The sequence below is a fragment of the Nannocystis pusilla genome (assembly GCF_026626665.1).
Lineage (GTDB): Bacteria > Myxococcota_A > Polyangia > Nannocystales > Nannocystaceae > Nannocystis > Nannocystis pusilla.
This window is the reverse complement of record NZ_JAPNKE010000002.1, coordinates 7,904,081-7,918,148: the sequence shown is the minus strand read 5'-3', so window position 1 is coordinate 7,918,148 and position 14,068 is coordinate 7,904,081. Positions and strand designations below refer to the sequence as shown.

The following is a 14,068-nucleotide window of genomic DNA, read 5'->3' as shown; positions in this document are numbered from 1 at the left end:
ACGCGGCACGCGGACGGGACGACCATGAGCGCGGCATGCGGGCCGGAATGTGCGAGCCGCGCGCGGCCGTGTCAAAGGAATCCGAGGGCTCTGCTATGCTGGCGCGCATGGCAGCCAGCAGCAGCAGTCACACGGCCTACCCGAGCGAGGTGTACGAGTCCTTCGACGCCTTCATGCAGCAGGTGATCAAGGACACCTACGAGCGCGGGGCCAAGCGGCCGGAATTCGTGGCCCTGGTGCTGGCCTCCGGCGAGCTGCTGCCGATGGCCTGGGGCAAGATGAAGAAGAGCGGGATCCGCGAGCTCGCCGTCGGGGTCGGCGGCGTCGTCGCCCTCCGCTACGGCCTCGCCTACATCGTCAGCGGCCCGATCGGCGTCGCCCTCACCGGCTTCACCGTGGCCGCGATGGTCTCGTTCTTCTGGCAGAACCAAAAGAAGTCCTGGCCCGCCGCAAGCCCTACAAGCAGCTCATCAACGACACCCGCGAGAAGTACGAGGACATCCAGGCCCGCTACCACGACGGGGTCTACGACTCGGGCGAGCGCGCGCTGATGGTCGAGGGCCTCTTGCGGCGCATGGTCGCGCAGATCGAGGCGCCGCTCGAGGAGCCGGCCAAGGCGTCGTCCTGAGCGGCAGGCGATTTTCGCCCGCGGTGTCCCCAGAGACAGGTTCGCTCGCGCGGGTGGAGGCGCGCGGCGGCGCGCGGCGCGGCGTGAGGATGACGGCTGGCAATCCTCCGCGAACTGCGCGACACGAGGGGACATGCCGCTGCAGCGCGTCACCCACGTGCCGTCCGACCTGCCGCTCCGCGAAGGCCGCGACCGCTACCTCGAGCGGAACGGCTTCTCGATGGCGGAGTACTCGTCGCCGGTGTTCGCGTTCTACATCTTCGGCCGCACGCTGCGCCTGCCGAACCCGCCGGCCCGCCGCCGCGTGGTCGCGCTGCACGACCTCCACCACGTGCTCACCGGCTACGGCACCGACCTCGCCGGGGAGTCGGAGATCGGGGCCTGGGAGCTGCGCTCGGGCTGCAACACGCCCTTCTTGTGGATGATCAACCTCACCGCGGTGGTCGGCGGGCTGTTCGTGGCCCCGCTGCGGACGCTGCGGGCGTTCCGCGCTGCGAAGGGCCAGCGCACCCTCTACGTCGACGGCCGCGACGCCGAGGCGGTGCTGAAGCTCCCGATCGCCGAGCTCCGGCGGCAGCTGGGATCCCCGCCGGCGGCCACACCGCCGCGCCCTGAGACCGCGAACTCCAAGCTACACTCCGCGCCCAGTGTCCTCCGCGTCCCCGACCCGACCCGCGCGCCAGCAGCTCTGGACCGTCCAGGAGGTGCTGCAGTGGACCTTCGAGCGGTTCGAACGCGCGGGCTTCGGCGAGGCCCGCGCCGACGCGCAGCACCTGGTGGCGCAGGCGCTCGGTTGCACGCGCATGCAGATCTTCCTCCGCTACGACGCGCTGGTCGACGACGACCAGCGGACGACGCTGCGCGAGCTGATCCGCCGGCGACTCGCGCGCGAGCCGGTGGCGTACATCGCCGGCAAGCGCGGCTTCCACGGGCTCGGCCTCGAGCTCGCGGTCGACCGCCGGGTGCTGATCCCGCGGCCGGAGACCGAGCACCTGGTCGACTGGTTGCTCGAGCTGCTGCCGCCGCCGCCGCCGCCGTACCCGCTGCACGTGCTCGACGTCGGCACCGGCTCGGGGGCGATCGCGCTGGCAGTCAAGCACGCGCGCCGCGACGTCGACGTCACCGCGGTCGACGTCTCGCCCGACGCCCTCGCGGTCGCGCGCGAAAACGCGGCCAGGCTCGGCCTGCAGGTCGAGTTCGTCCGCGGCGATCTCCTGCGCGGCGTGACGGTCCCCGCCGGTGGCTTCGCGGCCATCGCCGCCAACCTGCCCTACATCGCCTCGCCCGAGATCGCCGAGCTGCAGCCCGAGGTCCGCGACTACGAGCCCCGCCTCGCGCTCGACGGCGGGCGCGACGGCCTCGATCTGGTGCGCCGGCTGATCGACCAGTGCGCGGCCCCGGGGGTGCTGACGGGCGAGGGACGGCTGTTCCTCGAGATCGGGCTCGGCCAGGCGGAGGCGACCCGCGAGCTGTTGCTGGCGCGCGGCTACGAGGCGGTCGAGATCCGCCGCGACGCGGCCGGGATCGACCGGGTCGTCAGCGGCGCGGCGCCTCTCGGCTGACGAACTGGCGGCCAGGACGCGGCTCTCCTATCCTGAGGCGGATGCCCCCTCGTCCGCGCGCAGGTGGCCCACGATCGGCCCGGGCGCGCCGCCGCGCTGGCGCTCGGGCTTGTCCTTTGGGACATGTCCTGCGCGACAGGAACCGAGAAGATGGTCCGCCGGGCGGTGCCGGCCGCGATCGACGAGACGCTGAACACGCTCGAGGACCCGCGCACGCAGAAGCGCATCGAGGGCCTGCTCGACCTGCCCGAGGTCCAGCAAGCGGCGCGCGAGCTGGCCGGGCAAGTCGCGGTCGGGGCGTTCGACGGGCTCACCGACGAGCAGCGGTTGGCGAAGGTCCGCCAGGTCAGCGAGGACTACGTCGGCGCGCTGTCGAAGGCGGTCGGCCAGGGGCTGCGCGAAGACGTGAGCCCGGCGGTGGTCGACACGACGCGGCAGGCGGTCGAGCAGGCGATCCACGCGGCGCTGTCGCCGGCGACGCGGCAAGGCGCGGCGAACATGGCCGAGGCGCTGACGCGCAGGACGCTGACGACGCTGAGCGAGGGCCTGCGCGACGAGCTCGGACCGGCGACCCAGACGGTGCTCGAGCGCAACGTGGGCCCGGCGATCCAGCGCGTGGTCGAGGACAACGTCGGCCCGGCCCTGCGCCACACGATCGAGAAGGACGTCGCGCCCGCGCTGCGCGAGGCGCTGACCCGCGAGCTCGCGCCGGCGGCCGGAAAGGTGTCGCGCGAGGTCAGCCGCGAGGCGCTGCTCGGCGCGGTCGATGCCCTCGAGGTGGTCGAGACCGACCCGCAGTACCAGCAATTCCGCGAGCGCTTCTGGGGCCGCATCGACGACACGCTCCACAAGGGGGCGCAGGTCGGCGAGCGGATCGCGTGGATCCTCGCGCTCGTCGTCATCATCCTCGGGCTGCTGCTGGCCCGCGCGATCGTGGTCCGCCGCCGCGAACAGACGGAGCGCGAGCGCAGCGAGCGGATGCTGCTGGCGATCTTGCAAGAGCTGCAGCAGGGCGGCGCGGTGAAGGTCGAGCAGGTGGTCGACCACGTCCGCGCCCGTGATCCCGACCTGGCCCGCTCGAGCACGCTCAACGCGATGATCCAGCGCGCGGTCGCCATCAGCCGCGACCTGTTCGACGGCCGCCCCGACCTCGACGGCAAGCCCGACACGCCGCCGAAGCGCTGACGCCCGGGCGGCGCCGTCCCGATCCGGATGTCCTGAGGGACAGGCTGAAGGCCCGGCCCTGTCGAGCTGTCTCGAAGGCCAGGCGAGTCGAAGGGATGACTCGAGTGCGGCCGCCTGCCACCGGCTCGCCGCACGCTCGACGGACCGTCGCCGCGCAGAGGTCAGCTGACCCGAGAGACAGGCGTCTGCAGGCGTCGACCTGCGTGCGGCGCGAGCTGACCCGAAAGACATGCGATCGTCCGCGCGCGATCATCATCTACCACTGGATATGAGCGGATAAGATAAAAGTTCCATTTTTCCCCGGACATAGATATTCAAATATTCGGAATCATGAAGATCCAGGCCTCCGTTTGGCCTTCGGTCCGCCGCCTGCTCAAGGGGGTGGACAAGGACAAGGAGCCCGTCATGGTCAACCTCTCGATCTTCACCTCCCGCAAGGTTGCTCCCGCTGCTACTGCGGTCAACGAGGCCGGTGGTCGGGCCTACGCGCTGAGCGACAAGCACGCGCTGGCGCAGTACGCCGCGACCGGGTGCCTGAACAACACGTTTTATACGAGCGGGCAGGGCCAGCTCGACGCGGTGCGGGCGCTGGTCGCCAAGGTCGACGCCGAGTTCGTGGCGAAGACGGCCGTGTACACCCGGAAGCACAGCCACATGAAGGACATGCCGGCGCTGCTCCTGGCGGAGCTGGCGAGCCGCAACGGCGAGGCGCTCGAGAAGGTGTTCGGGCGGGTCTGCGACAACGGCAAGATGCTGCGCAACTTCGTGCAGATCGTGCGGTCCGGCGCGACCGGGCGGCGCTCGCTCGGGACGCGGCCGAAGCGGCTGGTGCAGCGCTGGCTCGACCGGCGCACCGACGCTCAGGTGCTGGCGGACTCGGTCGGCAACGACCCGTCGCTGACCGACGTGCTGCGGATGGTCCACCCGAAGCCGGGCAACGACGGCCGGCGGGCCCTCTACGGCTACCTGCTCGGCCGCCAGCACGACGCCGACAAGCTGCCGGCGTGCGTCCGCGCCTTCGAGGACTTCAAGGCCGGGCGCACCGAAGAGGTCCCCGACGTGCCGTTCCAGCTGCTCACGGGGTCGCCGCTGCGCGAGAGCGCGTGGCGGGCCATCGCTGCCCGCGCCGGCTGGCAGATGCTGCGCATGAACCTCAACACCTTCCTGCGCCACGGCGTGTTCGACGACGCGGCGCTCACCAAGGCGCTCGCCAAGAAGCTGGCCGCGCCCGACGAGGTGCGGAAGGCGCGGGTGTTCCCGTACCAGCTCCTCATGGCCTACAAGCAGGCCGACGCCGCGGTGCCGAAGAAGATCCGCGACGCGCTGCACGACGCCATGGAGGCGGCGCTCGACAACGTGCCCGAGGTCGAGGGGCAGATCTACGTCCTGCTCGACGTCTCGGGTTCGATGCACTCCCCGGCCACGGGGTTCCGCAAGGGGGCGACCTCGGCGGTCCGCTGCATCGACGTGGCGGCCCTGGTCGCCGCGGCGTTCCTGCGCAAGAACCGTGACACCACGGTGATCCCGTTCCACGACAAGGTCGTGCCGTGCAAGATCGACGGCCGCGACAGCGTCCTCACCAACGCCCAGCTGCTGGCGAAGCTGCCGTCCGGCGGCACCAACTGCGCGGCGCCCCTGCAGGAGCTCAACCGCCGCAAGGCCAAGGGCGACCTCGTGATCTTCGTGTCCGACAACGAGTCGTGGATCGACACCCGCAGCACGTACCGCCGCGGGACGCAGGTGATGGAGGAGTGGGGCGAGTTCAAGCGCCGCAACTCGAAGGCGCAGCTGGTCTGCATCGACGTCCAGCCGGGGGCGACCACGCAGGCGCCTGACCGAAAGGACATCCTCAACGTCGGCGGCTTCTCCGACGACGTGTTCTCACTGATCGCCGCGTTCGCGCGCGGCGGCCTCGCGGGCGAGCACTGGGTCCGCGCGATCGAGGCGGTCGCGCTGTGAACGCCTGAAACTTTGGCTGCGAATGCCGGGCGGGACTACATCCTCGAAACATGCCCGTCTCGCCCACCGCCTCGTCGCAGCCGCTTTCTTCGGGCTTCGAATGCCGAAGGGACTACATTCCAACGGTGAAACGCCGGTAAGACTCCGGCTCGCTCCGCGAGGGGCGGTAGTTCAAGCGGGACAGAACGCACTGGCTTGTCTCTTCAAGCCTCGTCGAAGCCCACCTTTTTCGCCCGACGATCTTCGGGCCTCGAATGCCGAGGGGACTACATTTTAACGGTAGGGACGCCGGTTCGAATCCGGCCCGCTCCGAGTGTGGGGCGGTAGCTCAGCGGTAGAGCGGACCGCAGTTTGTCTCTTCGATCCCTCGTCGAGGCCCACCTTTTTCGTTTCATAAAAGCACGCTTTTGGACTCCGAATGCACGGAGGGACTACATCTTACGGAGATCGAGGTCGCTGGTTCGAATCCAGCCCGCTCCACTTCACGGGGCGGTAGCTCAGCGGTAGAGCGCGCACGTCTCTCCGACCCTCGTCGGGGTCCACCTTTTCCTCAACGCGCCGTCTCGGGCCTCGAATGCCCGCGGGGACTACATCGATAATGTCGAGGTCGTCGGTTCGAATCCGACCCACCCGCTCGCGCGGGGTGGTAGCTCAGACTGGTAGAGCACGACAAGTAACGTCTCCGTACCCTTCGTCGAGGTCCACCTTTTTTGGCTGCGAATGCTTGGCGGGACTACATCTTTTCCCGATCCACGTCTCGCCGAATTCTCGTCGCAGCCGCCTTTTCCCTTCATCACGCCGTTTCGGGCCTCGAATGCCCGCGGGGACTACATTTTTAATGTCGAGGTCGTCGGTTCGAATCCGACCCGCTCCACTTCCCTTCACATGGGGCGGTAGCTCAGGCCGGTAGAGCACGAATGTCTCCGTACCTTTCGTCGAGGTCCACCTATTCTCCACCCAACTATGGCCGCGAATGCTCGGCGGGACTCCATCTTCACACGATTGCCCGTCTCGCCGAATTCTCGTCGCAGCCGCCTTCTTCAGGGTCACGAATGCCGAAGTGACTACAAGGGACCGCGAGGTCGCTGGTTCGAATCCAGCCCGCTCCTCCGGGAGCGGTGGCTCGGTCTGGTAGAGCGCGCGGTAAAAATGTCACTTCGAATCTCGTCGCGACCCGCCTTTCTCGCGGCGCGTCAGCGGTAGATCTTCGGGCGCGCCGTCGTCTCGCGCACGGTCTCGCCGGCGTCGTCGCGCAGCTCGGCGAGCGCGCGCACGCGGTGCGGCGGGCTGAACGACTGGCCGCAGCGCGGGCCGCCGCACACCCACGCGTCCTGGGTGGCGCGGTAGACCGACGACGTGCGCGCGCAGTGCGGGCAGGCCAGCGGCTGCGCCAGGTGGGCGTAGAGCTTCTTCAGCTTGCTGGGCAGCGGCAGCGGGGACGGTTCGGCGGGCGGCGGGCCGGCGCTCGTGGGCCGGCGCAGCGAGACCAGCACGACGTCCTCGCCGGGCACGAGCCACACCCAGCGGGCGGCGTCGGGGATCCCCGTGAGCGCGTAGCCGTCCTCGTCCTCGAGCCGGAACGCGAGCGCCTGTCCTTGCGGACAGATCTGCGCGCGGGCCAGGAGCGCGAGGAGCATCGCCGGCGCCGCCTCGCTGACGTACGGGATGGCGCCGCCGCCGGCGAAGCGGACGACGAAGCCGCGCGGCGAGATCTCGGTGTCCGTCTCTCCGGTGAACAGGGCGCGCAGGACGAAGGTGATCTTCGCCGACGGGCGCGGCTCGGACGCCTCGCCTTGCAAGATCTGCCGGACCCGCGCGAAGTGGACGGGCGGGTCGTGGAGCGGCATGTCAGCCGAGCTCGCTCTCGGCGTGGCGCACCCGCCCGAGCGCGGCCTCGGGCGTGGTCGCCTGGCACAGGTCGGCGACGGTGTCCGGCGTGGCCAGCCGGGCCGCGCGGGCCAGCAGCTCGAGCGGCGCCTGCCCGCCGCCGAGGATCACGAGCAGGATCTGCAGCGGGATGTCGTCGGGGGTGGCGACCGGGAGCGGCCGCGCGAGGGTGACGAGCGCGGCGACGGGCTGCACGCTGGCGTTCATCGCGTGGGGGACGGCGACGCCGTGACCGACGCCGGTCGGAGATTCGCGCTCGCGCTCGCGGATCTCGGCGGCGATGGCGGCGGCGTTGAGGCCGGGCGCGGCGCTGGCCAGGCGCACCGCGGCGACGTCGATGGCGTCGCCGAGGTAGCTGCACGACAGCTTGAGGAGGACGCGCTCCGGCGCGAGCAGCTCGTGGAGGCGCGGGGTGATGCGCCCCGCGGCCGCGCCCCGGACCGGGAACTCGGCGTCGAGGAAGGCCTGGACGCGCGCCAGCTGGGCGGCGTTGAGCTTGCGGCGGGCGATCTCGAGGAACAAGTAGCTGGCCGAAGGGACATCCTCGAGGTAGCGCGCGACGAACGGCGAGACGCGCTGGGCCAGGTCGATGAGGAGGGTCGGCGGGAGGTCGAGCGCGCGGGCGATCGCCATCAGGCGGTCGGGCGTGGGGGCCTGGTCGTGGCCGTTCTCGACCCGGCTGAGGTACGCGCTCGAGACGCCGATCTTCTGCGCCAGGGCGCGGAGGCTGACGCCGGCGTCGACGCGGAGGAGGCGGAGGGTGGCGCCGAAGTGCATGGGGGGACCTCGCGGGGGATGATACGCGACTAGGCGCTCACGACCGCATGGGCCTGCGGCTCGGTGAGCGGGCGCGGACGACGCTGGGCCGGCTCGCGCCGCTCGTGGTGGTGGACGACGAGGAAGGAGGTCGGGCAGCGCGTCATGATCTGGTCGGGCGAGAGCGGGTCGGCCCCGAGCACGACGAGGTCCTGGCCCTCGGCGGCCGTGACGACCAGGTCGACGGCCTTGTTGCCGTCGTCGACGGCCTCGACCACCTTGACGCGGTCGGCGGCCATGTGGGCGAGGAAGGCGTCGACGCGCGGCGCGTCGGCGTTGCGGAAGCGGATGCGCAAGATCGTGACCTCGGCGCCCACGGCGAAGGCCATGCGCCGCGCGAGGCGGACCGCGACCTCGTCGTGCGGCGAGCCGCAGAAGGGGACCAGCACGCGGCGCACGGCCGCGAGGTCGCGGCTGACGAGGACGGCGACGTCGGCCCGCGCGTCCTTCATGACGTCGTGCACCGTGCCGCCGAGGAGGGCCTGACCGAACAGGGTCTTGTGCCAGCCGAGCAGGATCAGGTCGACGTCCTTGACCTCGGCGACGCTGCAGATGTCGCGCGCGGGCTCGCCGGAGACGAACGACAGCGGCCGCACATTGAGGCCGTGGTCGCGGCCGCGCGCGAGCAGGGGCTCGAGGGCGCCGGGGCTCTCGGCGTCGTCGCCGTCCTCGAGCAGGGTCGAGGTGCGCTCGGCCGGGCGCTGCAGCTGCAGGCCGTAGAGGCGGTCGGCGGCGGTCTGCTTGCCGACCAGGGCGCCGGCCAGCTGGGCCATGCCGGGGCCGGAGCGGTCGAAGGCGACGCACATCAGGACGCTGAAGCCCTCGGGCAGGGTGGCGCGCAGGTCGGCCTGCGGCGGGTCGACCAGCTCCTGCGCCAGCAGCTCCGGCGGGTAGACGACCTGCAAGATCGGCGTGGTCATGAAGGTGGTGACCAGGGCCATCAGCACCATCATCGTGAACAGGGTCGGCGAGATCACCCCGAGCTCGAGGCCGATGTTGAGGACGATCAGCTCCATCAGGCCGCGGGTGTTCATCAGGATGCCGAGGGCCGCCGACTCGCGCCAGCCGAGGCCGGTCCAGCGCGCGGCCACGTAGCTGCCGCCGAACTTGCCGAGGCAGGCGACCATGATGATGAGCAGGCACTGGACCCAGTGCTCGGGCGTGTTGAGCAGGCCGATGTGCGTGCGCAGGCCGCTGAGGGCGAAGAAGGTCGGCAGCAGGACGATGACGACGATGTCCTCGAGCTTCTCGGCCAGGACGCGGGCGAAGCCGGCGTCGCGCGGGATGATCGCGCCCATCAGGAAGGCGCCGAACAGCGCGTGGATGCCGATCAGCTCGGTCGCCCAGGCCGACAGGAACAGCAGCACGAAGGTGACCGCGACGACGTTCTGCGTCAGGCCCTCGCGGCCGGTGCCGCGCGCGGCCAGGCGGGCGAGGAACGGGCGCACGACCAGCAGCATGCCCAGCGTGTAGGCGATGGCGAGGACGGTGGTGACGACGGCCTCGGTCAGCGCGGTGGCGCGGACGATCGAGACGACGAAGGCGAGGATGCACCAGGCGGTGACGTCGTCGACGGCGGCGCAGGTGATGGTGACCGCGCCGACCTTGGTGCGGAGCAAGCGGCGTTCGGTGAGGATGCGCGCCAGCACCGGGAAGGCGGTGATGCTCATCGCCACGCCCATGAACAGGGTGAACGACGAGAAGGCGACGCCCTCGGGCATCAGCGTCGGATAGATGTAGAGCGCCAGCACGGCGCCGAGCGCGAACGGGACGACGATGCTCGTGTGGCTGATGATCACCGAGGTGTGACCGCGGCCGCGCAGCAGGCCGAGGTCCATCTCGAGGCCGACCAGGAACATGAACAGCAGCAGGCCGACCTGACTCAGCATGCCGAGGATCCCGAGCGAGGCCGCGGGGAACAGCGCGGCCTTGACGTCGGGCGCGACGAGGCCGAGCAGCGAGGGCCCGAGCAGGATGCCGGCGACGACCTCGGCGATCACCAGCGGCTGGTGGATCTTCCGCGCCGCCAGGCCGAGCACGCGCGCAGTGACGATGATGACGACGAGCTGCGCGATCAGCAGGCACAGCGGGCTATGCAGGAGAAACGCCATGAAGCCTCGTGCGGGTATTAAGTGCTCGCTTATCACCGGGCTGGAGGGGTCGTCAATCAGGGCGAACGCCCCCGGCGGGCGGCCCGCGGGCGGCGCGAGCGCTAAACCGGGCGCACGCCGTAGCGTCGGCGCAGCGCGGCGATCGGCACGTCGAGGGCCTGCGCGTAGGCGAAGAAGGGCCACGGCGCGCGCATGCGACGGGCGCGAACGATCGCGCGGAGCACCCGCGGGAGCGCGCGCGGTGCCGGTGGTCATGCGCCACCCGCCGATCTGTTCAATGAGGCCGGCGATCTCCGGGTACCTGAGGTAGGAGGCGTAGCGGCGCAGACCGACGTCGGAGCCGAAGATCGTCCAGGCGTCGGCGACGGCCTCGTCCTCGACGCTGGTGCCGAGGCCGAATAGGACGTGGCAGGCGTCGTGAGCGCGGATGAACTCGCGCAGCTCGCGGTCGCCGGGCGGCAAGAGGCCGGGGTTGGCGGTGGCGAACTCCGCGAGGCCCTCGGCGAGGGTGAGCGAGCAGTCGACCGCGAGGTAGGCTGGCTTTTGGGTCATGTCACTCCGGGCTTTCGCGAGCGGCGGTCCTCGTCAGCATGACACAGGTCGCTGCGCCGGCGAGCGGCCGGACGAGCCAGGCTCGACCCGGCGGACGAGCGGCAGGAGCGGACGATGCCTCTTCGCATGTCCGTTCGGACATGCTCTGGCGGACAGCTCAACTCGGGGCGTTGGGGGCGGCGGCCTTGGCCTCGGCGAGGATCGCTTTCGCGGCGTCGAGCGTGGTGGCGGCGCGCATGCGGGTCAGGGCCTCGCGGTTCTTGGCGTTCTGCGCCGGGCTGACGCCGAGCTTGGCGGCGTAGTCGTCGCTGTAGACGGCGAGCCACCACGACGCCGCGGCGCGGACCTTGGGGACCAGCGGGGTGCGGTCGACGGCGCTGAGGTCGGCGAGGGCGAGGTCGGCGTCGGTGAGGTCGACGCTGGCGAGGTCGCACTGGGTGAAGTCGACGCCGCTCAGGTTGGCGCTGCCGAGCTGGGCCTGCTTGAGCACGGCCTTGCGCAGGCTGGCGCGCGTGAGGTCGGCGCGGACGAGGTTGGCGTCGGTGAGGACCGCGTCGACGAGGATGGCGTCGGCGAGCTTGGCGTCGGTGAGGTTGGCGCCGCTGAGGTCGGTGCGCGCGAGCTGGGAGATCGACAGGTCGGCCAGGGCCAGGTTGGCGCCGGGGAACTTGGCGTCGTAGAGCGCGGCCTGGCGGATGCTGACGCCCGGGAGCTGCACCTGCGGCAGCTCGGTGCTGTGCAGGTCGACGTGGTCGAGGAAGGCGCGCGACAGGTCGAGCTCGCTGACGTCGACGTTGACCGCCGACAGGTAGCGCAGCACCTGCTCCTGCTCGGGGCTCTTGATGTCCGGGGTCACGCTGTTGGTGACCGGGTCGACGCCCTTGTACGGCTGCAGCTGCGAGACGGTGGCGGTGACGAGGAGGCGCGTGCCCTGGGTCAGGATCTTGCGGCCGTCGTTCTCGCCCTTGCCGGGGTCGTTGGCGATCGCGGCGAACACCTCGCGGGCGGTGGTCTGGCGGCGGTCGGCGATGCTCAGCGCGATCTCGACGGCCTGGCGCTTCTCCTCGAAGTCGAGCTGCTTGATCGTCAGGTCGGTCTGGACTCGGATGAGCTCGTTCTGCTCGGTCATCCGCTCGACCTGCATGAAGGAGGTGAGGAACACGGCGAAGCTGATCGCGCTGCCGAGCACCGCGAACAGGGCCGACAGCGCGGCCATGCGGAAGAAGGCGGCGAGGCCGAGGCCGGCGACCTCCTCGACCGCGGGGCGCAGGCGACGGAGCCGCTCCCAGATGCCCGGGAGGTGGCTCATGTCGCGCTGCAGGACCACGACGGCGAGCTCGTCGCCGAGGCCCGGCAGCTCGCTGCCGGCCTGGCGCAGCATGTTCAGGCCGTGCCGCTGCAAGCGCTTGCGGCGCGCCTCGAACAGGTAGTGGCCGACCACGGCGCCGAACACCAGCGCCGCCAGCACGAGCATCAGGCCGCTGGCGATGTACCAGGCGGCGTCGAGCTTGAGCGCGACCCCGCCGAGGAGCGCTAGCACGACGCCCACCGCCATGCCCTTGATCATCGATGGTTCGGTGAACCACAGGACCAGGCGCACGATGGGGTTGCGCGACGGGCGGAACGGGGGCGGCGACGAGGGCGAGGTCACGGGCGGCGGGGGGGTCATCGCGGGCTCGGGGCGGGGCGCACTATAGCTGGTCGCAGGGGCCGGGCGTATCATCGCCGCGTGGCGGAAGACGACGCGACGCGCGACAGCCTCTGCGGATTCCCACCGGTCACGCTCGCCGACTGGCGCGAGCTGGCCACGCGCGAGCTCAAAGGCGCGCCCGTCCAAAAGCTGGTCCACCGCACGCCCGAGGGCATAGGGCTGGCGCCGCTGGTGACCGCCGAGGACGTCGGCCCCGCGGTGCCGCGCGCGCCGCTGCTGGCCCGCTCCCGCCGCGGCTGGGCGATCGCCCAGGAGTACCGCCAGCGACGCCCCGCCGACGCCGGCGCGGCGGCGGTGGAGGACCTGTCCCACGGGACAGAAGCGGCGTGGTTCGTGCTCGACGAGCTCGTGGCGGCCGGGGTGGCCGCGGACGGCGGAGCGGCGCGCGAGGTCGCGGAGGCAGCAAGCAGGGGCCGGGCCGGGGCGACCGAGGTCGCGGACAGGGATGGGCGAGGCGGCGAAGGCCGGGCGCGGGCCGGGGTGGTCGTCGGTGACGCGGCCGACGTGGCGGCGCTGCTCGCCGGGATCGATCTGGCCGGGGCCGAGGTGGTGATCGACGCCGGCGTGCGGGCGCTGCCGGTGGCGGCGGCCCTGGCGGCCGAGGCCCAGCGGCGCGGAGTCGCGCCCGGGCAGCTGCGCGGGGCGGTCGCCGGCGACCCGCTGGCGCTGCTGCTGGCGGTCGGCGAGGTCGGCTGGTCGATCGAACATGTCTATCGGGACATGGCCGAATTGACAGGCTGGGCGCGAACCACGGCGCCGGGCCTGCGCACGGCGCTGGTCGACGCGACGGCGTGGCACGAGGCCGGCGCGAGCGCGGCCGACGAGATCGCGGGGGCGCTGGCGGCCGCGCTCGAGCATCTAAAAGGCTCGTGGGGGCCGGCGTGACGGTCGACGCGGCCGCCGGGGCGCTGTTGTTCGTGCTGGCGGTCGGGCGCGACCTGCCGCTCGAGCTGGCCAAGCTGCGGGCGGCGCGGAGCCTGTGGGCCCGGGTCGCGGCGGCCTGCGGCGTCGGTCCCGAAGGACAGGTGATGCGGCTGCACGCGCGGGCGTCGCGGCGCGAGCAGAGCAACCTCGACCCGTGGGTCAACCTGATCCGCGCGACCTCGGAGGGCGTGACCGCGGCGCTCGGCGGGGCCGACTCGCTGGCCCTGCCGGCCCTCGACGAGGCGCTCGGCGAGCCGTCGGCGCTCGGGCGCCGGCTCGCCCGCAACACGCAACTGCTGCTGCGCGACGAGTCGCACCTCGGGGCGGTGCAAGACCCGGCCGGCGGGAGCTACACGATCGAGCGCGCGACGGAGGCGCTGGCGAGGGCGGCGTGGGAGCGGCTGCAGGCGATCGAGCGCGAGGGCGGGCTGCTCGCGTCGCTGCGCGCGGGCGCGGTGCAGGGGCGCGTGACCGCGGCCGCGCAGGCGCAGGCGCAGGCGGTGGCGACGCTGCGGCTGCCGATCGTCGGCGCGAGTCGCTACGCGGCGCGGCCGATGGGGCCGCGGCTCGGGGCGCAGATCGAGGGCGACTCGGCGGCCGCGGAGCAGGACGCGGGCGGCCGCGGCTCGGCGGGTTCGCCAGGGCCGAGCGAGGACGCGGGTCCGAGCGAGAGCGCGGGCGAGCGGGGCTCGGCGAGCTCGGGACCGGGCTCGGCGGGTTCGAGCGAGAGCGC

General features: G+C 71.7%; 10 protein-coding genes and 1 pseudogene. 6 read left to right on the top strand and 5 right to left on the bottom strand.

Annotated elements, in window-relative coordinates:
• Window positions 1–107: 107 nt before the first annotated feature.
• Complete coding sequence (locus OV079_RS34790; RefSeq protein WP_267773678.1) at window positions 108–551, top strand: hypothetical protein; 444 nt, start codon at window positions 108–110, stop codon at window positions 549–551.
• Window positions 552–970: 419 nt separating this feature from the next.
• Here the strand turns inward: OV079_RS34790 and OV079_RS34785 are convergent, their stop codons facing one another.
• Window positions 971–1,138, bottom strand: a complete 168-nt coding sequence (locus OV079_RS34785) for a hypothetical protein (RefSeq protein ID WP_267773677.1) — start codon at window positions 1,136–1,138, stop codon at window positions 971–973.
• Window positions 1,139–1,275: 137 nt separating this feature from the next.
• On the opposite strand from OV079_RS34785, the gene prmC reads away from it, so the two are divergent.
• The 3 genes from prmC (at window position 1,276) to OV079_RS34770 (ending at window position 5,334) form a co-directional block, all read left to right on the top strand.
• Complete coding sequence (gene prmC / locus OV079_RS34780) at window positions 1,276–2,190, top strand: peptide chain release factor N(5)-glutamine methyltransferase (protein WP_267773676.1); 915 nt, start codon at window positions 1,276–1,278, stop codon at window positions 2,188–2,190.
• Window positions 2,191–2,313: 123 nt separating this feature from the next.
• The gene (locus OV079_RS34775; RefSeq protein ID WP_267773675.1) at window positions 2,314–3,375 is read left to right on the top strand and encodes a hypothetical protein; all 1,062 of its coding nucleotides are present in this window, start codon (window positions 2,314–2,316) and stop codon (window positions 3,373–3,375) included.
• Window positions 3,376–3,780: 405 nt separating this feature from the next.
• Window positions 3,781–5,334 (top strand): RNA-binding protein, encoded by a 1,554-nt coding sequence (locus OV079_RS34770; RefSeq protein ID WP_420829565.1) that lies wholly within the window; start codon window positions 3,781–3,783, stop codon window positions 5,332–5,334.
• A 1,193-nt stretch (window positions 5,335–6,527) separates the two neighbouring features.
• On the opposite strand, the gene OV079_RS34765 is transcribed toward OV079_RS34770, so the two are convergent.
• The 4 genes from OV079_RS34765 to OV079_RS34750 all read right to left on the bottom strand — a co-directional run bounded on the left by OV079_RS34765 (window position 6,528) and on the right by OV079_RS34750 (window position 12,351).
• Window positions 6,528–7,181, bottom strand: a complete 654-nt coding sequence (locus OV079_RS34765; protein WP_267773673.1) for a hypothetical protein — start codon at window positions 7,179–7,181, stop codon at window positions 6,528–6,530.
• Window position 7,182: 1 nt separating this feature from the next.
• Window positions 7,183–7,998, bottom strand: coding sequence for a helix-turn-helix domain-containing protein (locus tag OV079_RS34760; RefSeq protein ID WP_267773672.1), 816 nt, complete (start codon window positions 7,996–7,998; stop codon window positions 7,183–7,185).
• Between the two features lie 29 nt (window positions 7,999–8,027).
• Window positions 8,028–10,700, bottom strand: coding sequence for a cation:proton antiporter domain-containing protein (locus tag OV079_RS34755; RefSeq protein WP_276602878.1), 2,673 nt, complete (start codon window positions 10,698–10,700; stop codon window positions 8,028–8,030).
• A gap of 157 nt (window positions 10,701–10,857) precedes the next feature.
• Window positions 10,858–12,351 (bottom strand): pentapeptide repeat-containing protein, encoded by a 1,494-nt coding sequence (locus OV079_RS34750; RefSeq protein ID WP_267773671.1) that lies wholly within the window; start codon window positions 12,349–12,351, stop codon window positions 10,858–10,860.
• A gap of 78 nt (window positions 12,352–12,429) precedes the next feature.
• Here OV079_RS34750 and OV079_RS60650 point away from each other — a divergent pair, with 78 nt between their 5' ends.
• Window positions 12,430–13,296, top strand: a complete 867-nt coding sequence (locus OV079_RS60650; protein WP_267773670.1) for a methylmalonyl-CoA mutase family protein — start codon at window positions 12,430–12,432, stop codon at window positions 13,294–13,296.
• Window positions 13,203–13,826 (top strand): annotated as a pseudogene (locus OV079_RS60645) (methylmalonyl-CoA mutase family protein); the annotation flags it as partial. The gene OV079_RS60650 and the pseudogene OV079_RS60645, both read left to right, overlap by 94 nt.
• Window positions 13,827–14,068 lie beyond the last annotated feature (242 nt).